This window comes from Brevundimonas sp. C43 (assembly GCF_030732185.1).
Taxonomy (GTDB): domain Bacteria; phylum Pseudomonadota; class Alphaproteobacteria; order Caulobacterales; family Caulobacteraceae; genus Brevundimonas; species Brevundimonas diminuta_C.
On the sequence record NZ_CP132231.1, the window covers coordinates 1225697 to 1242799 of the forward strand.

The window sequence follows — 17103 nt, forward strand, 5'->3', positions numbered from 1 at the left end:
CGGGCGGAACCAGGTGTGATTAGTGAGTGGTGATTCGTGAGCAGTCGCCTTATGGCGCCCTAGTCACCACTCACTATTCACGACTCACTCGTCACCCCTCCTTCGCCGTCCCCTCGACCAGGGGCACGAAACGCACTTCCGTCAGGCTTTCGCGGTGGAACGACCCGTCGCCCTGTCCGACGTAGCGATGCAGCATCTGCACCGACGTGCGCCCCACAGGCGCGACCAGCACCCCGTTCGGCTTCAGCTGTTTCAGCAGTTCGGTCGGCTCGGTCGGCGAGGCGGCCGTGACCATGATCCGGTCGAAGGGCGCCTGTTCGGCCCAGCCCAGGCCGCCGTCGCCGTGCTTGGTGATAACGTTCTCGATCTTCAGCACCCGCAGCCGCGCTTCGGCCTCGACCAGCAGACTGCGATACCGCTCCACCGAATAGACATAGCGCGCCAGCCGGCTCAGCACCGCGCACTGATACCCGCTGCCGGTGCCGATCTCCAAAACCCGATGTCGCGCCTGCACCTCAAGCGCCTGGGTCATCAGTCCGACGATATAGGGCTGGCTGATCGTCTGGGCGCAGTCGATCGGCAGCGCCTGATCCTCCCACGCCTGATCCAGGAATTTCTCGTGCACGAAGACCGCGCGGTCGATGCTCTCCATCGCCTTCAGCACGCGCGGGTCCATAACCCCCTGCTGCCGCAGCGACAGGATCAGCCGCCCGGCCCGGTCGTCGTGCAGGTTCATGCGGCGGTCGCCACGCTCTTCGGCGGCGCCCCGCCCAGCACCTTCTTCAGGTCATTCACGCTGGTCATGTGCGTCAGGTCGATATGCAGCGGTGTGACCGAGATCCGCCCTTCTTCGATCGCCCGCAGGTCCGTGCCCTCGGCATGCTCCTGCTTTTCGCCCCGGAAGCTCATCCAGTAATAGTCCCGTCCGCGCAGGTCCGTGCGCCGCACCGCATGCATCTCGCCGACGTTGCGGAAGCCCTGGGTCGTCACCTCGACCTGATCGACGGCTCCCGGGGGCCGGTTGGGGAAGTTCAGGTTCATCACCACCCCGTTCGCCCATTTCTGGTCCAGCAGCCGGCTGATGATCGCAGGCGCGAAGGCTTCGGCCGTCTCCCAGTGCGCGACCACCTCGTCGTGGAATCGCTCCAGGCTCTGGCTCAGGGCGATGGAGCGGATGCCGAAAGCCATCCCCTGCAAGGCGCCCGCCACCGTGCCGGAATAGCTGACGTCCTCGCCGATATTGTGCCCGCGATTGACGCCCGACAGCACCAGATCGGGCTTTTCCGGCATCAGGTCGTTGACCGCCAGGACGACGCAGTCGGTCGGCGTGCCGGTCACCGCGAACCGCTTCTCGCCCTGGTTCAGCACCCGAAGCGGTTCGGTCAAGGTGATCCCCCGCCCCTTGCCCGACTGCTCGACCGCAGGCGCGCACACCCACACGTCGTCACTCAGCGTGCGCGCGATCCGCTCGAGGCATTCCAGACCTTCGGCCTCGATGCCGTCGTCGTTGGTCAGGAGAATCCGCATACCTAGCGCAGCACCCGAACCGACTGGGCCTTGATGACATAGTCGCCACGGCACTGGTTGGTGATCCGCGCGCCCTCATGACGCATGGTCTGAACGCCGTCACTTTCGCTCCAGGGCACGGCCCGGCCTGTGAAGACCACTTTGGAGCCTCCCAGGTCTTGCGCCGCGTTCTGCTGATTGAACGGCAGCGCGCCGCTGACGCACCGAAGGGCGGACGGCGGCATGCGCAGATCGCGCTGCGCCTGATAAAGCTGGAATTCTCCATTCGCCACCCGCACCCAGCCTGTGAACTCCGAAGCGTTCGTATCCAAGTTGGGATTGGTCAGGGTCGTGGTCGAGGCGCAGGCCGACAGGGCTGCGGCTGCTGCGACGACGATCAGGCTCAGCGTCTTCATGATCAAACTCCTCCGACTTGGGTCAGACCGCCCATATAGGGCTGCAACACCTTCGGCACGGCGATCCGCCCGTCGTCCTGCTGATAGTTTTCCATGATCGCCACCAGCGTCCGGCCGACCGCCAGGCCCGAGCCGTTCAGCGTATGGACGAACTCCGTCTTTTTCTCGCCGGCCCGCTTGAACCGCGCATCCATGCGCCGCGCCTGGAAGTCGCCGCAGTTCGAGCAGCTGCTGATCTCGCGATAGGTCCCCTGGCTGGGCAGCCAGACCTCCAGGTCGAAGGTCTTCTGCGCCGAAAAGCCCATGTCGCCCCTGCACAGCAGCATCCGCCGGAACGGCAGCTCCAGCGCCTTCAGCACGGCCTCTGCACATTGCGTCATCCGCTCATGCTCGGCGTCTGAGTCCTCCGGCCGTGCGATCGACACCATCTCGACCTTCGAGAACTGGTGCTGGCGGATCAGCCCGCGCGTATCGCGCCCCGCCGACCCCGCCTCGGCCCGGAAGCACGGCGTCAACGCCGTCATCCGCATCGGCGTGGCGAGGTCGTCCTCGGACAGGATGTTCTCGCGCACGAGATTGGTGAGGGAGACTTCGGCGGTGGGGATGAGGAACCGTCGCGTGTCCTTTAAGCTTCCCAATGCGTAGTCGGTCGTATCGAACTGCTCGCCAGCGTCATCTGCATGAACGGCTTGTTCGACCGCTTTGGCTTTCAAATCAGCGAAGCTGACATCGATGGCTTGGAAAAGGTCATCTTCGAACTTCGGCAACTGTCCCGTGCCGAACATAGCCTCATCCCGCACCAAAAGCGGCGGGTTCACCTCCAGATAGCCGTGCTGATCCGTCTGCAGATCCAGCATGAACTGGCCCACAGCCCGTTCCAGCCGCGCGAGTTGGCCCTTCAGCACCGCGAACCGCGCGCCCGACATCTTCGCCGCCGCCTCAAAGTCCAGCATCGCCAGGGCCTCGCCCAGGTCGGCGTGATCCTTGGCCGGACCCGTCAGACGCGGCTCGCCCCAGGTCGAGACCTCGACATTACCCGCCTCGTCCTCGCCGTCCGGCACGTCCTCGGCCGCGAGGTTTTTCAAACCCGCCAGCAGGTCGCGCAGCTGCTTGCCGACCTTCGCCTCGACCTCGGCCGCCGCCGCGATATCGCCCTTCAACGCCTCGACCTCGGCCTTCAGCCGATCCGCCTCGGCCATGTCCTTGCGCCCCATGGCGGCGCCGATCAGCTTGGAGGCCGCGTTGCGCTTGGCCAGGGCGTCCTGCCCTGTCGTCTGGGCGTGACGCAGTTCGCCGTCCAGCCGCAGGATGTCCGCCACCAGCCCATCGGCCTCGTCCACCCCGCGCGACGACCAGCCCGCCACGTAAACCTGGGGGTTCTCGCGAATAGCTCTGATGTCATGCATGGTCTGAAACTTCGGCTGGGCGGAAGAAGCCGAACGCTCTACCCGCCTGCGCGGAATCGGGCAACGCGGGAAGCTCGCATCATCGTCTCCTCCCTGCTCTGCGGGGAGGGGGACCGCGAAGCGGTGGAGGGGTTCTTGAAATCCCACCGGCGCCCGCGATGATCTGAACAGCCCCTCCGTCTTTTCGCTGCGCTTCGAGCCACCTCCCCATGAATGGGGAGGAGACGATGCTCAGCCATCGCAATACCGCTGGTCCATCCGCAGCGATTTCAACCGCTTGCCGAGTTATGTCTCCCTTCTCCCATCCACGGGGTCAAACGGCCCATAATACCCCCGTCTCGTCGCATGGAGGGCTCGCCTGGCCTGCGACCTTGCGGCGGCGGGAGCGGAGGGAACGGGGGCGATGGTGAAATCCCATCGCGGCGCCGGGGCTGATCGGCCGGGGAATCGCCCCGGCGTCCGCAGTCGCGTCGCAGGGCCGAGGGGGATACTCGGCCGAACCGGGGATCGGGGATCGCTGCTCCGACCCGCCCGTCGCAGGCTTATGGGGTTAGGCGATAAGACCGCCACCGCTCGGCGCCCCGAGCTTGCAGGCCAACCCCCCGCGCGGAGCGTCATACCCATTCACCCGCTCCAGAATCGGGCCTACAAACGGACCATGGCCACGCTTCGCCCCGACACGCTGGCGACCTCGCTCGCGCGCATCTTCGAAGGTCGCATGGTCGACCGGGCCAGCTGGTTCGCACTGACCGGCGGCGAGCCGCTGTTCGCCCAGGGCGACCCGGCCGACACCCTGTATCTGGTCCGCTCCGGCCGTCTGGGCGTGTTTCGGATGGAGGCGGATCAGCCGCCGCACATGCTGGGCGTGGTCAAGGCGGGCGAGCCGGTGGGCGAGATGGCCATGCTGGCCGGCACGCCGCACACCGCCACCGTCGTCGCCCTGAGGGACAGCGAGATCCTGGCCCTGCCGCGCGAAGCGTTTTTCGAGGCCGCACGCACCGAGCCGGACCTGATGGTCGAACTGTCGCGGTTGATGATCCACCGCGCCCGCGAGCGCACCGCTGGCGCATCCGAGCCCAGCGTCTTCGGCTTCGTCTCGGCCCGCCCACGCCCCATTCGCGCCTTCGTCGAACGCATCGCCGCCGCCATCCAGGCCATGGGCTTCACCTGTCAGGTCATCGACCAGTCGGCCCTGGCCTCGGCGTCAGAGTGGTTCAGCCGGGTGGAAGGCGACCACGACTACGTCCTCTATGTCGCCGAACAGGATCAGCCCGCCTGGGCCAGTCTGCGCGCGTCAGGTGGACCGGATGTTCATCGTCGGCAGCGGCCTTCTGGCGCCGCCGTCCGCCGTGCCGCGCCGCCAGGGCTTCGGCGACGGTCGCCGCCTGACCGACCTGATCCTGTTGCGCGATCCGCGCATGCATCATCCGGCCAACACGCGCGTCTGGCTGGATGCGCTACAGCCCGACCGCTGGTTCCATTGCGTCGAAGGACTAGCCAAGGACGCCGAGCGGATCGCCCGCGTCGTCACCGGCACGGCGATCGGCCTGGTCCTGTCCGGCGGCGGCGCGCGGGCCTATTGCCACATCGGCGCGATCCGGGCCCTGGAAGAGGCCAAGGTCCCCATCGACTTCGCGGGCGGCGCCTCCATGGGCGCGGTCGTCGCCGCCGGCCCTGCCCTGGGCTGGTCCTTCGAACGGCTGGATTTCGAGATCCGGCGCGCCTTCGTCGAGTCCGATCCGCTGTCCGACCTCGCGGTGCCGATCATCGCCATGTCCCGCGCCCGCAAGGTCGCCCGTTTGCTGGAGCAGGCTTACGGCGACATCGACCTGGCGGACCTGGCCCTGCCCTTCTTCGCCGTTTCATCCAACCTGACCTCAGGCCGGATCGAGGCGCATCGCACGGGCCTGATGCGTCGGGCCATGCGCGCCTCCATCGCCATTCCCGGCGTCCTGCCGCCGGTCGTGATGGACGGTCAGGTGCTGGTGGACGGCGCCGTTCTGAAGAACTTCCCCACCAGCGTGATGCGCCAGCTGAACAGCGGCCCGATCATCGGCGTGGACATGTCCCAGACGCGCGGCGTCGATCCCCAGGCGCTGGAGAATCCGCCGTCCTGGTGGAAATGGGTCCTTTCCGGTGCCTGGAAGGCCGGCCCGCCCATCGTCTCCATCCTGATGCGCTCGGCGACCATCACCACCGATGTCGAGATGACCCAGTCGCGCGCCGACGCGGACATTCTGGTCCTGCCCCAGGTCGCCGGCAGCGACATTCGCGACTGGAAAACCTACGACGGCCCCGTCGCCACGGGCTATGAGGCGATGAAGGCCGCGCTGGCCGAACTGATGGTCCCCGTCACCCACCTGAGGCGACGGGTCCCGGTGCTCTAGCTCACAGCGGCGCGCAGGCCCGCTTCAACCAGTCCAGCGCCTCGCCGTCCATCAACGGCCCGACCTTGGCCAGGGTTTCGGCGTGATAGGCGTCGACATAGGCCCGCTCGTCCGGCGTCAGCATCTCGACCGCGATCAGCTTGCGGTCGATGGGCGCGAACGTCAGCTGCTCGAACCTGTGCATCGGCCGCTCGCCGCCTTCGGGGACCACCGCCGGCGTGACCACCTGCAGGGTCTCGATGCGGATGCCCCAGTGGCCTTCGCGGTAATAGCCGGGCTCGTTGGACAGGATCATCCCTTCCAGCAGCGGCTGGGACGTGCCCCATTTCGCGATCCGCTGCGGCCCCTCGTGGACCCCCAGATAGCTGCCGACGCCGTGGCCGGTGCCGTGATCGTAATCCAGCCCCGCCGCCCACATCGGCGCCCGCGCAATGGCGTCCAGCGCCATTCCGCTGGTCCCCGCCGGGAAACGGATCGTCGCCATGGCGATATGCGCCTTCAGCACCAGGGTGAACTTGTGGCGCTGATCTTCGCTCGGTTCGCCCACCGCCATGGTGCGGGTCACATCGGTCGTGCCGTCCAGATATTGGCCGCCGCCGTCCACCAGCAGCAGCGAGCCCTTCTCGACCTTGCGAATGCTGGCGCCCACCGGCTTGTAATGCGGCAAGGCCCCGTTCGACCCGGCCCCGGCGATGGTGTCGAAACTCAGGTCCTGCAACGCCCCGGTCTCCTCGCGGAACCGCTCCAGCGCCTCGACCACCTCGCGCTCGTCCGGCAGGGTCTCCTGCACCACTGTATCGACCCAGTGCAGGAACCGGCTCAGCGCCGCCCCGTCGCGGATATGCGCTTGGCGGCTGCCCTCGATCTCCACCGCATTCTTGGCTGCGCGGGGAATGGCGCATGGGTCCATCGCCCGCACAACCGTCGCGCCCGCCGCGTCCAGCCGGTCGAAATACCAGGCCGAGGACAGCGACGGATCGATCATGACCTTTCGGCCCGACAGCCCGTCCAGCGCAGCCGGCAGCTGCTCGGTCGCCTCGATGCGGACATCGTCGCCCAGCCAGGCCGGCAACGCGTTCGTCACCTTGGCCGGGTCCAGGAACAGCCGCGCCTTGCCGCCCGCCGCCAGGATGGCCTGACCGATCGGAAGAGGCGACCGGATCACGTCCCCGCCGCGCACATTGAACAGCCAGGCGATCGACATCGGCGCCGTCAGCACCACCGCGTCTGCGCCGGCGTCCGCCACGGCCTTGCCGATCCGCGCCCGCTTCGACGCGTGGCTTTCGCCGGAATAGACGTCCTCATGCGGCACGACCGGCGCCGTCGGCTGGGCCGGACGATCGGCGCCCCACGCCATATCCAGCGGATTGGCGTCCACGGCGCGCAACTCGGCCCCCGCCTTCTGCGCCGCCGCCTTCAGGGCGACCAGCGCATCCGGGCTGTGCAGACGCGGATCATAACCGATCACCGCCCCCTTCGCCGCTGTCTCGAGATAGGCCGCCACGTCGTTGAGGTCGCGTCGCTCGAACAGAGCCGGATCGGTCTGGGCCTTGACCTGAACGGTGTAGCGACCGTCGGTGAACATGCTGGCGCGATCCTGAAACACCACCGCCGCCCCGGCCGAGCCGGTGAAGCCGGTCGCCCAGGCCAGGCGCTCATTGGCGTCCGGCAGATACTCGTTCTGATGCTCGTCCTCATGCGGGATCAGAAACCCGTCCAGCCCCTGCTTGGCCATTTCGGCGCGCAGCAGCGGCAGATGTTTGGCCCCAAAGGACGGGTCGGTCGTCTCGTCGAAAGTCTGGCGCATGATCGATCCTCAGCCCTTGCGCAGTTGCAGGGCGCTCCAGGCGTCGTGATGGATAGTCTGTTCCACCGTGAAGCCCAGCGGCAGATAGGCCTCCAGCACCCGCTCCTCCTGCGTGCGCAGCAGGCCCGACAGGATCGCGACCCCGCCGCTCTTCAGCGCGGCCCCGATCTCGGGCGCCAGATGCACCAGCGGCGCGGCCAGAATATTGGCGAACACCAGGTCATAGGGCTGGTGCTGCGCGATGCGCGGATCGCTGAGACCATCGGCGAAATAGAAGTCGCACTTGGCCTCGTTGATCTCGGCGTTCTCATTGGCGATCCGGGCCGAGGGCTCGTCGATGTCGGTGCCGACCGCGATGGGCGTGCCCGTCTTGGCCGCCGCGATCGCCAGCACGCCCGTGCCGCAACCGACGTCCAGCACCTTCTCAAAGCTTTCGGTCTCCAGCAGCTTGTCGAACGCCTCCAGGCAGCCGACCGTGGTGCCATGGTGGCCCGTGCCGAATGCGGCGCCGGCGTCGATCTTCAGCGTGACGCGGCCCTCGGGCACCTTGCCCTGATCGTGCGCGCCATAGACGAAGAACCGTCCGGCCTCGACCGGCGGCAGACCCGACAGCGACATGGCCAGCCAGTCGGCGTCCGCCAGCTTCTCCACCAGCACCGTCACCGGATAGCCCGCCAGCACCGCCTTCAGCCCCTCGACCTCGTCATCGGTCGTGGGAAAAGCGTCGATGCGCCAGACGTCGTTGTCCTCGTCCTCTTCCAGGATCGAATAGGTCGCGCCTTCCAGTCGCGGATCGGCGTCGACGGCCTCTGCGGCGGCCTCTGCGGCGGCGCGAGGGCCACGGGCGATTATCTGAAGTGCGGACTCGGACATTTTTCAAACACCGGTAATATGGCGAATCGTAGCGATCCGGCGCTGTGAGCCCGTCGCCGCCGCGTTTTTATCAAACCGAGGGGTCGGGGAATACATGGCCAAGTCACCGTCTACGTCTAAACCAGCGTCGCCAAAGCCGGCGACCGCCGCTTCCAAGCCTAAAGCCGCGCCGAAGTCGAGCGCCGTGAAGACCACCGCCGAGAAAACCGCTGCGCCCAAGGCCGCTGCTAAGCCGGCAGCCGCTGCGCCGAAGGTCGCCGCCGCGAAGGCTGTCGCGCCCAAGGCTGCGGCGCCCAAACCCGCCGCCGCCAAGCCTGCTGCTAAGCCGGTCGCCGCCAAGGCCGCAGCCAAGCCGAAAACCGCCCCTGCCGCCAAGGCTGCTCCGAAAGCCGCGCCGAAGGCTGCTGCACCCAAACCCGCCGCCGCCACGACGGCAGTGAAGCCTGCAGCGCCGAAAGCGGCCGCACCGAAGGCGACGGCGGCAAAGCCTGCAGCAACCAAAACTGCCGCCCCCAAGGCCGCCGCTTCGAAACCCGCCGCCGCCCCGAAGGCCGCGCCTGTCGCCAAGCCGGCCGCAGCTGCGCCCAAGCCTGCCGAGCCCGTCGCCGCGCCCAAGCCCGCCGCTGCGCCCGCACCCGCTGCTGCGCCCGCCGCTGCGGCGCCCGCGCCGACGCCGGCTCCCGCTGCCAAGCCGGTCGAAGCCCCCAAGCCGGCGCCGGTGCCCGCCGCCAAGCCCGAGGAAAAGGGCTTCTTCGCCAAGCTGGGCGACATGATCTTCGGCAAGCGCTGATCGCACTTCCTCTCTGATCCAGCAGATCGCCGGACGGCTCGCCCGTCCGGCGATTTTCGTTTTCGGGACCGCGATTTACGACGTGCGGCCGGCTGAGCGAAAAACCAGGAATACTTGACTTCTGCGCAGGGGCTTCTATATGCCCCCCAGCCTCGGGACAGGTCTGCGATCCGCGCCGCCCGCTCGCCCAAAGAGGGGCGGTTCCGTCGCTGCTATGCACGCAGACGCTTTCTCTCCCAAGGATTCATGACCGAATTTTCGCAACTGGGCCTTTCGCCCACGACCCTTCAGGCCGTCGCCGACACCGGCTACACGACCGCCACGCCAATTCAGGAACAGGCGATCCCCGTCGCCCTCGCCGGCCGTGACGTGCTCGGCATCGCCCAGACCGGCACCGGCAAGACCGCCGCCTTCACCCTGCCCCTGGTCGACCGCCTGTCCACCGGCCGCGCTCGGGCCCGCATGCCGCGCGCAATCGTCCTGGCGCCGACGCGCGAACTGGCCGATCAGGTCGCCGAGAGCTTCGCCAAATACGCCAAGGGCACCAAGCTCAGTTGGGTCCTGCTGATCGGCGGCGTCTCCATGGGCGACCAGGTCGCGGCGCTGAACAAGGGCGTCGACGTCCTGATCGCCACGCCCGGCCGCCTGCTGGATCTGTTCGAACGCGGCAAGATGCTGCTGACCGGCGTCGAGATCATGGTCGTCGACGAGGCCGACCGCATGCTCGACATGGGCTTCATCCCCGACATCGAGCGCATTTTCAAACTTACGCCGCCGCGCCGCCAGACCCTGTTCTTCTCGGCCACCATGCCGCCGGAGATCACGCGCCTGACAACCGCCTTCCTCAAGGATCCGACCCGGATTGAGGCCTCGCGTCCGGCGATGACCGCCGACACCATCACCCAATATATCGTCCGCATCCCGACCTCGGACCCCAAGGCCAAGCGGACCGCCCTGCGCGCCCTGGTCGGTCGTGAGGACGTGCGCAACGGCATCGTCTTCTGCAATCGCAAATCTGAAGTCGATATCGTCGCCAAGTCGCTGAAGACCCACGGTTTCGACGCCGCGCCGATCCATGGCGACCTGGATCAGTCGCACCGGATGAAGACTTTGGCGGACTTCCGCTCGGGCGCGCTCAAGATTTTGGTGGCGTCAGATGTCGCCGCGCGCGGACTGGATATCCCGGACGTCAGCCACGTCTTCAACTATGACGTCTCGCACCACGCCGACGACTATGTCCACCGCATCGGCCGCACCGGCCGCGCCGGCAAGCTGGGCCAGGCCTTCATGATCGTGACCCCGGCCGACGACAAGTCGCTGGATAAGGTGCTGAAGCTGATCAAGAAAGACCCGGAAGAGCTGGTTCTTGACGGCATCGACTTCGCCGCCATCAAGGACGGCCCGCGCCGCGACGACAAACGCTCGGGCGAACGCGGGCGCAGCCGGTCTCGTACCAGCAGCGCGCCCACCCCGTCCGCAGAGCCTGTCGACATCGCCGCCGTCACCGCCGCGCCATCGTCTGAAGAGGTCGCGGCACCCCGCAGCCGCAGCCGCCGCAAGGCCCGCCCCGAGGCGCCGGTCGAAGTCGCGGCTCCCGTCGCCGCTGCAGTCGAGGCGGAAGCGACCGTCGAACCCGTCGAGACGGCTCGCGCCCCACGTCCCGACCGTGCAGATCGTGAGCCGCATCTGCTGCAATCCGATCGCCGCGGTGACCGCAAGGCCGACAAGGGCGACACGCAGCGCCAGGGCGTGCGTGGCTTCGGCGACGACATCCCCGCCTTCCTGCGTCGGCCCGTCGTTATCCGCGCCTGAATTCGTACACAACGGCGCGGTGAAACGCCGCGTCGTTTACCCTGCATTACGGAACATCCCGTAGTGTGCGCCCCGACACAGCTCCAGAACAGGAGCTCAGGGGAACAAGAATGTCGAAAAAGGTCGAGACGGCGCTAAGAGCTCCTCAAGCCTATGCTTTGGCGCGCAACGTCATCGGCGAAATGGAAAAGGCCGGCGTGTGGCCCACGCCGCTGAACTTCGAGCTTTGGCTGCATTACATCAGCGACCCCGACGGCCCCCTGGCCCAGGAAATCCGCCGTCTGCTGGCGCAGTCCGCCGTCATCACTGACAAGACGTCCGAAATGCTGGCCGCCGAGTTCCTGCCGCGCGGTCGGCTGCCGGATCAGATCCGCGACGTCGGCGCCGTGCTGGACCGCGAATTGGCCAGCGTCGCCAGCGCCATCGCCATGGCGCACAAGACCCAGCACGACTATGGCGAGACCCTCGCCGACGCCTCCCAGTGCATGGAAACCGTCGATGATCCGTCCTCACTGAAGGATCTGGTCGGCGACCTGTCGACCGCGACCAACCGCGTGCGCCGCGAAACGGCGATCCTCGAAAAGCGTCTGGAAAAGTCCAATAAGGAAGTCATCCGCCTGCGCGAAAACCTGGAACAGGTGCGCCGCGACGCCATGACCGACGCCCTGACCAATCTGGCCAACCGCAAGGCCTTCGACGAACGGCTCGAGGCCGCCTGCGCCGAGGATGACGGCGCGCCGCTCAGCCTGGCCATCCTGGACATCGACCATTTCAAACGGTTCAACGACACCTGGGGCCACCAGACCGGCGACCAGGTGCTGCGCTATGTCTCCACCGTCCTGTCCAACATCTGCGGCAAGACCCGATTCGCCGCCCGGTTCGGCGGCGAGGAGTTCGCGATCATCTTCCCGGGTGAAGGCGCTGGCGTCGTCATGGCGGCGCTTGAAAGCATTCGCAACGACGTGGCGTCACGCGCGCTGCGCCGTCGTTCTACCAATGACGACCTGGGCTCAGTCACGGTTTCTGCGGGCTTCGCTCAGCGCCAAAAAGGTGAAACCGCCGCCAGTCTGCTGGAACGCGCAGACGCCGCCCTGTACGAATCCAAGCGTGCGGGCCGAAACTGCGTCACGCCGGCCTCCTCGCTCGAAAAGGCGGCTTAGGGTCTGACAAGGCCAAGCTTTCTGCCATAGTCGTCCCATGCGCAGCTTCGCCTTCAACGTCGCCTACTGGATCCTGTCGATCGGCTACGGGCTGACCGCCGCCTTCGCCGCGCTCGCCCCCGGTCGCGGCCCGGCCAGCTGGGTCATCCGTCGCTATGTGAAGCGCATGGTTCAGGCCATGTCGATCTTCGCCGGCATCAAGCTGGACGTGCGTGGCAAGGACCGCCTGCCCGAGGGCGCCTTCATCATCGCCTCCAAGCATCAAAGCTGGGGCGACGGCTTTGCGACCTACGATCAGTTCGACGACATCGCCTTCGTCACCGGCGATCACCTGGAAAAGTTTCCCCTGCTGGGCGGAGTGCTGAAGAAACTGGGCGCCATAGTCGTCAACTCCTGCGGCGGCCACGAAGCGCGCAAGGCCCTGGCCATGCGCGCCGCCGAGGCCCGCGCCGAAAATCGCAAGATCCTGATCTATCCCGAGGGGCACCTCGCGCCCGTCGGCAAGAAGTTCAAATACCGCTCTGGCGTCTGGCACATGTACCGCGACTTCGACGTGCCGGTCGTGCCGCTCGCCACCAACCTCGGCCTCTTCTGGCCAGAGGAACAGTACGAAAAACACCCCGGCACAGCGACGCTGGAGTTCCTCGCCCCGATCCCCGTCGGCCTGCCCAAGGAGGAATTCCTGGCTCGCCTCGAAGCCGTCATCGAGACCCGCACCGCCGAGCTCGTCGCCCAGGCCACGGGTCAACCCGTGACGCCGGCCGTGCTGATCGACACACCGACTAAGTAACGGGCTTCGGCTTCTTCCCCGACGCCTTCTTCACCGCCACGTCCAGCGACCGCCGGGCCCAGGCGACGGCTTCGTCAGGATCGTCCAGCGCCGTCTCCGGCAGGGTCCAGTAGCCCATGCTCATCGTGCGGCCGTCCTTGGTCGGATAGGTGAACTGGCGCGAACCGGCCTCGACGAAGGCCTCGCCCAGGGCTTCGTCGCCCTTCAGCCAGACCACGCCGTCGTCCAGCAGGGCGAACATGACGCCGGCGGCATAGACCCCCGCCCCGCCGAACATGCGCTTGATCTCCAGACGGCCGAGCGCATGGAAATGCTCGCGGACCCACTCGCCGAAGTCCGCATCGTAAGCCATTTCAGTCGGCGGCGACCGGCACGATGGTCACGCTCTCGCCGCAGCCGCAGGCGTCGGTCTGGTTCGGATTGTTGAACACGAACTTGGACGCCAGACGCGTCGTCTCATAGTCGATCTCGGTGCCGATCAGGAAAAGCACGGCCCGGGGCTCGATCAGGATGGTGACGCCCTTGTCCTCGACCACCTCGTCCATCGGCCCGATCTCGTCGGCATAGGCGAAGGTGTATTCCTGCCCGGCGCACCCGCCGTTCTTGACCCCGATCCTCAGACCGATGTGATCGTTCTCGGCATTGTCCAGGATCTCACGCACCCGCTCGGCGGCTGCGTCCGTCAGGGTGACGGCCTTGGGGCGCGGGCGGCGCGGACGGGATGTGGCTTGAAGCTCGGTCATCAGAACAGGTCCATCAGAACATATTCAGGGCCAGCTTGGCCTCGTCGCTCATCTTGGAGGCGTCCCACGGCGGATCGAACACCAGATTGGCCTTGGCGCTGCGCACGCCCTCGACCTTCTCCACCGCCGTCTCGACCCAGCCCGGCATTTCGCCGGCGACCGGACAGCCCGGCGCCGTCAGCGTCATGTCCACCACCACGTCGCGATCGTCGTTGACGTCCACGCGGTAGATCAGGCCCAGTTCATAGATATCGACCGGGATTTCCGGGTCATAGACCGTCTTCAGCGCCTCGATCAGCTGATCGGTCAGGGTGTCCAGCTCGGCCTGCGACAGGGCGCTTTTCTGGGGTTCGTCCCAGGCGTCCCTGAAGGCGTCGCTGTCTTGAATCGGTTGGTCTGTCATCGGCTTACACGAAGAAGTTCCGCGCCTTGATCAGCGCATCCACGAAGGCGTCGGCATCCTCCACGGTGTTATATAGGGCGAAGGAGGCGCGGGTGCTCGACGTCACCCCCATTCTTTTCGCCAGCGGTTCGGCGCAATGCAGACCGGCCCGAACGGCGACCCCGTAGCGGTCCATGATCTGGGCCACGTCATGGGCGTGCGCGCCCTCGACGGCGAAGGTCAGGATCGCGCCCTTGCCTTCGGCCTGCCCCAAAATCCGCAGCCAGTTCTGACCCTGAAGTCGGTCGACAGCGTGCTGATAAAGGGCATGCTCATGCGCCTGCACCGCCGCCCGGTCGTATTGCGCCAGCCATTCCAAGGCTGCGCCCAGGCCGATGGCCTCCAGGATCGGCGGCGTCCCCGCCTCGAACCGGTGCGGCGGCCGGGCGTATGTCACGCGGTCCTGCTCGACCGTCTCGATCATCTCGCCCCCGCCCTGATAGGGCGGCAGCGCCTCAAGCGCCTCGGCCTTGCCGTACAGGGCGCCGATGCCGGTCGGGGCGAACAGCTTGTGGCCGGTCAGGACATAGAAGTCGCAGCCGATGGCCTGAACGTCCGGCGTCGCATGGACCGCCCCCTGGCACCCGTCGATCAGCACCTGAGCCCCGGCCGCATGGGCCAGTCGCGTGATCTCGGCGACCGGATTGATCGTCCCCAGCACGTTCGACATGTGGGTGACCGCAACCATCCGCGTCCTGGGCCCCAGCAGGTCGGCATAGGCCGTCATGTCCAGCGACCCGTCGTCCTTGACCGGAATCCACCTGATCACCGCCCCGCGCCGTTCACGCAGCAGATGCCACGGCACGATGTTGGAGTGATGCTCCATCTCCGAGACGATGATCTCGTCGCCCGGCTCGATGCTCAGCCCCAGCCCGTTGGCCACCAGATTGATCGCCTCGGTCCCGCCCTTGGTCCAGACCACCTGTTCGGCGCTCTCGGCGTTGAGTAAGTGGGCGACAATCTCGCGCGCCCTTTCGAAGGCTTCGGTCGCCTCGTTCGACAGGGTGTGCAGGCCCCGATGGACGTTGGCGTAACCGCCCTCCATCGTCGCGACCAGGGCGTCGATCACGGCGCGCGGCTTCTGCGCCGAGGCCGCATTGTCCAGATAGACCAGCGGCTTGCCGTTCACCTGTCGCGACAGGATCGGGAACTGCGCCCGCACGGCATAGGGATCGAAGGTGTTCACAACCGCGCCGTCAGCCATTCCCGCGCCACCTCTCTCGCGCCCTCATGCTCGATCCGGTCGATGACCTCGATCAGGAAGGCCTGGGTCAGCAGGGCGCGGGCTTCGTCGGCCGGGATGCCGCGCTGCTGCATGTAGAACAGGGCGCTCTCGTCCAGCGTCCCCACCGTGTTGCCGTGCGCGCACTGCACGTCGTCGGCATAGATGATCAGTTCCGGCTTTGCGTCGATCTCGGCTCGCTCCGACGCGATCAGCGCATGGTGGCCCATCCGCGCATCGGTGCCGTCGGCGCCGCGCTCGACCACGATCTTGCCCTGGAAAACGCCGCGCGCCGTATCGCGCGCCACGCCCTTGATCAACTGCGAAGTCGCGCCGTCGTGTTCGACATGACGCACCACGCTGGTCAGGTCGGCATGGCGCGATCCGTTCAGCAGATAAAGGCCGTCGGCCTGGACCTGAGCGCCCTGCGCATAGTGGGTGATGCGCGTCTCGATCCGCTGCAACTTGGCGCCGGTCGTGACGATGGTCTGGCGATAGACGCCGCCCGCCTCGACCTTCACATGGGCCTCGGCGATGGAGATGGCGTCCTCCGGCTCCTCGACCAGGACGACGCGCGTCACCTCGGCGCCGGCCGCCACGTCCAGCTCCAGCGTATTGTGCGCCACATAGGCCGAGCCTGCGCCCTCATGCGTTTCCAGCAGCAGCAGCTTGGCTCCCGCGCGCGCCGACACCCGCGCGCTGGCCGTGTGGCCCGTGCCGACGGCGTCCGACACATAGCGCAGCCGCAGCGTCCGCTCGCCCGAGGCGATGAAGTCGGTCACGCCCACGGCGCGCCCGTTGGCGAACACGATCGCTTCTCCGCCCAGATCATAAAACGGTCCCGGCGGCCCGACCTCAGCCGTGCCTGACGGCTCCGGCGCAGTGCGAAGATAGCGCTTCAGGTCGCTGTATTTCCACGCCTCCGTTCGTCGCGACGGATAGGTCTCGGCGTCGGACAGGTCGATGGCGAAGGCCGCGCTCATGCCGCCCCCTCTAGGACTGGCGGCAGATACTTGTCGTATCCTTCCGCCTCCAGCTCCAGCGCCAGCTCCGGCCCGCCCGAGGCCACGATCCGGCCGCCGGCCAGCACATGCACCCGGTCCGGTTTGATGTAGTCGAGCAGCCGCTGATAATGGGTGATGACCAGCATGGCGCGGTCGGGACGCCGCAGGGCGTTCACGCCCTCCGACACGATGCGCAGGGCGTCGATGTCCAGGCCGGAATCGGTTTCGTCCAGGATCAGCAGCGACGGCTCCAGAAGCGCCATCTGCAGGATCTCCATCCGCTTCTTCTCACCGCCGGAGAAGCCGACGTTCAACGGCCGCTTCAGCATGTCGAAGTCCATCTTCAGCGCCTTGGACGCCTCGCGAACCAGCTTCAGGAAGGCCGGCGCCGCCACCTCCTCCTCGCCCCGCGCGCGCTTTTGCGCATTCAGCGCCGTCCGCACGAAGGTCAGGGCCGGCACGCCGGGGATCTCGATCGGATACTGGAACGACAGGAAGACACCCTTGGCCGCCCGCTCGGCCGGGTCCAGCGCCAGCAAGTCCTCGCCCGACCATTCGACAGATCCTTCCGTCGCCTCATAGCCCGGCCGTCCCGACAGGGCGTAGCCCAGCGTCGACTTGCCGGCCCCGTTCGGCCCCATGATGGCGTGCACCTCGCCTGCGGGAACGTCGAGCGTCAGCCCCTTGAGGATCGGCTTTTCGCCGACAGAGACATGAAGGTTGTTGATATTAAGCATTGTTTCTT

Annotated in this window: 18 protein-coding genes and 1 pseudogene; 6 read left to right on the top strand and 13 right to left on the bottom strand. The window is 66.9% G+C overall.

The window, feature by feature from the left end:
* Window positions 1–91: 91 nt before the first annotated feature.
* Genes Q9R14_RS06195 through serS form a run of 4 tightly spaced genes read right to left on the bottom strand, consistent with a single transcriptional unit; the run spans window position 92 to window position 3328 of the window.
* A complete protein-coding gene (locus Q9R14_RS06195) occupies window positions 92–736 on the bottom strand; it encodes a protein-L-isoaspartate(D-aspartate) O-methyltransferase (protein WP_306003838.1) in 645 nt (214 codons plus the stop codon).
* Complete coding sequence (gene surE, locus Q9R14_RS06200) at window positions 733–1527, bottom strand: 5'/3'-nucleotidase SurE (RefSeq protein WP_306003839.1); 795 nt, start codon at window positions 1525–1527, stop codon at window positions 733–735. Before surE ends, Q9R14_RS06195 begins: the two co-directional genes overlap by 4 nt.
* 2 nt (window positions 1528–1529) lie before the next feature.
* A complete protein-coding gene (locus Q9R14_RS06205) occupies window positions 1530–1922 on the bottom strand; it encodes a hypothetical protein (protein WP_199060474.1) in 393 nt (130 codons plus the stop codon).
* Between the two features lie 2 nt (window positions 1923–1924).
* Window positions 1925–3328 carry a serine--tRNA ligase gene (serS, locus tag Q9R14_RS06210; protein WP_306003840.1) on the bottom strand — a complete coding sequence of 468 codons (1404 nt, stop codon included), beginning with the start codon at window positions 3326–3328 and terminating at the stop codon, window positions 1925–1927.
* Between the two features lie 718 nt (window positions 3329–4046).
* On the opposite strand from serS, the pseudogene Q9R14_RS16370 reads away from it, so the two are divergent.
* Window positions 4047–4265 (top strand): annotated as a pseudogene (locus tag Q9R14_RS16370) (cyclic nucleotide-binding domain-containing protein); the annotation flags it as partial.
* On the opposite strand, the gene Q9R14_RS16375 reads toward Q9R14_RS16370, so the two are convergent.
* Complete coding sequence (locus Q9R14_RS16375) at window positions 4172–4486, bottom strand: hypothetical protein (RefSeq protein ID WP_371929768.1); 315 nt, start codon at window positions 4484–4486, stop codon at window positions 4172–4174. The pseudogene Q9R14_RS16370 and the gene Q9R14_RS16375 overlap by 94 nt on opposite strands.
* Window positions 4487–4635: 149 nt before the next feature.
* On the opposite strand from Q9R14_RS16375, the gene Q9R14_RS16380 reads away from it, so the two are divergent.
* A complete protein-coding gene (locus Q9R14_RS16380) occupies window positions 4636–5715 on the top strand; it encodes a patatin-like phospholipase family protein (protein ID WP_371929769.1) in 1080 nt (359 codons plus the stop codon).
* A 1-nt stretch (window position 5716) separates the two neighbouring features.
* On the opposite strand, the gene Q9R14_RS06220 is transcribed toward Q9R14_RS16380, so the two are convergent.
* Window positions 5717–7522: an aminopeptidase P family protein gene (locus tag Q9R14_RS06220; RefSeq protein ID WP_306003841.1), complete on the bottom strand. Its 1806-nt coding sequence runs from the start codon at window positions 7520–7522 to the stop codon at window positions 5717–5719.
* 9 nt (window positions 7523–7531) lie between these two features.
* Window positions 7532–8395: a 50S ribosomal protein L11 methyltransferase gene (locus Q9R14_RS06225; protein ID WP_039243620.1), complete on the bottom strand. Its 864-nt coding sequence runs from the start codon at window positions 8393–8395 to the stop codon at window positions 7532–7534.
* Between the two features lie 184 nt (window positions 8396–8579).
* Between Q9R14_RS06225 and Q9R14_RS06230 the strand changes: the two genes are divergently transcribed.
* The 4 genes from Q9R14_RS06230 to Q9R14_RS06245 all read left to right on the top strand — a co-directional run bounded on the left by Q9R14_RS06230 (window position 8580) and on the right by Q9R14_RS06245 (window position 12947).
* Window positions 8580–9185, top strand: coding sequence for a hypothetical protein (locus Q9R14_RS06230; protein WP_306003842.1), 606 nt, complete (start codon window positions 8580–8582; stop codon window positions 9183–9185).
* A 246-nt stretch (window positions 9186–9431) separates the two neighbouring features.
* Window positions 9432–10997 carry a DEAD/DEAH box helicase gene (locus tag Q9R14_RS06235; protein WP_306003843.1) on the top strand — a complete coding sequence of 522 codons (1566 nt, stop codon included), beginning with the start codon at window positions 9432–9434 and terminating at the stop codon, window positions 10995–10997.
* Between the two features lie 110 nt (window positions 10998–11107).
* Window positions 11108–12157, top strand: a complete 1050-nt coding sequence (locus Q9R14_RS06240) for a GGDEF domain-containing protein (protein ID WP_306003844.1) — start codon at window positions 11108–11110, stop codon at window positions 12155–12157.
* A 37-nt stretch (window positions 12158–12194) separates the two neighbouring features.
* Entirely contained in the window at window positions 12195–12947 is a 753-nt protein-coding gene (locus Q9R14_RS06245) for a 1-acyl-sn-glycerol-3-phosphate acyltransferase (RefSeq protein WP_306003845.1), read from the top strand.
* Here the strand turns inward: Q9R14_RS06245 and Q9R14_RS06250 are convergent.
* Genes Q9R14_RS06250 through sufC form a run of 6 tightly spaced genes read right to left on the bottom strand, consistent with a single transcriptional unit; the run spans window position 12940 to window position 17095 of the window.
* Window positions 12940–13299 (bottom strand): TfoX/Sxy family protein, encoded by a 360-nt coding sequence (locus tag Q9R14_RS06250; RefSeq protein WP_306003846.1) that lies wholly within the window; start codon window positions 13297–13299, stop codon window positions 12940–12942. The two genes, Q9R14_RS06245 and Q9R14_RS06250, sit on opposite strands and share 8 nt — an antisense overlap.
* 1 nt (window position 13300) lies before the next feature.
* Window positions 13301–13690, bottom strand: coding sequence for an iron-sulfur cluster assembly accessory protein (locus Q9R14_RS06255; protein ID WP_055753478.1), 390 nt, complete (start codon window positions 13688–13690; stop codon window positions 13301–13303).
* A gap of 13 nt (window positions 13691–13703) precedes the next feature.
* Window positions 13704–14093, bottom strand: a complete 390-nt coding sequence (locus tag Q9R14_RS06260) for an SUF system Fe-S cluster assembly protein (RefSeq protein WP_039247388.1) — start codon at window positions 14091–14093, stop codon at window positions 13704–13706.
* 4 nt (window positions 14094–14097) lie between these two features.
* Window positions 14098–15336 (bottom strand): cysteine desulfurase, encoded by a 1239-nt coding sequence (locus Q9R14_RS06265; RefSeq protein ID WP_306003847.1) that lies wholly within the window; start codon window positions 15334–15336, stop codon window positions 14098–14100.
* On the bottom strand, window positions 15315–16337 hold the full coding sequence (gene sufD / locus Q9R14_RS06270) for a Fe-S cluster assembly protein SufD (RefSeq protein ID WP_306003848.1): 1023 nt from the start codon (window positions 16335–16337) through the stop codon (window positions 15315–15317). The genes Q9R14_RS06265 and sufD overlap by 22 nt, the downstream gene beginning before the upstream one ends.
* On the bottom strand, window positions 16334–17095 hold the full coding sequence (gene sufC / locus Q9R14_RS06275; protein ID WP_242076671.1) for a Fe-S cluster assembly ATPase SufC: 762 nt from the start codon (window positions 17093–17095) through the stop codon (window positions 16334–16336). The genes sufD and sufC overlap by 4 nt, the downstream gene beginning before the upstream one ends.
* Window positions 17096–17103: the final 8 nt, after the last annotated feature.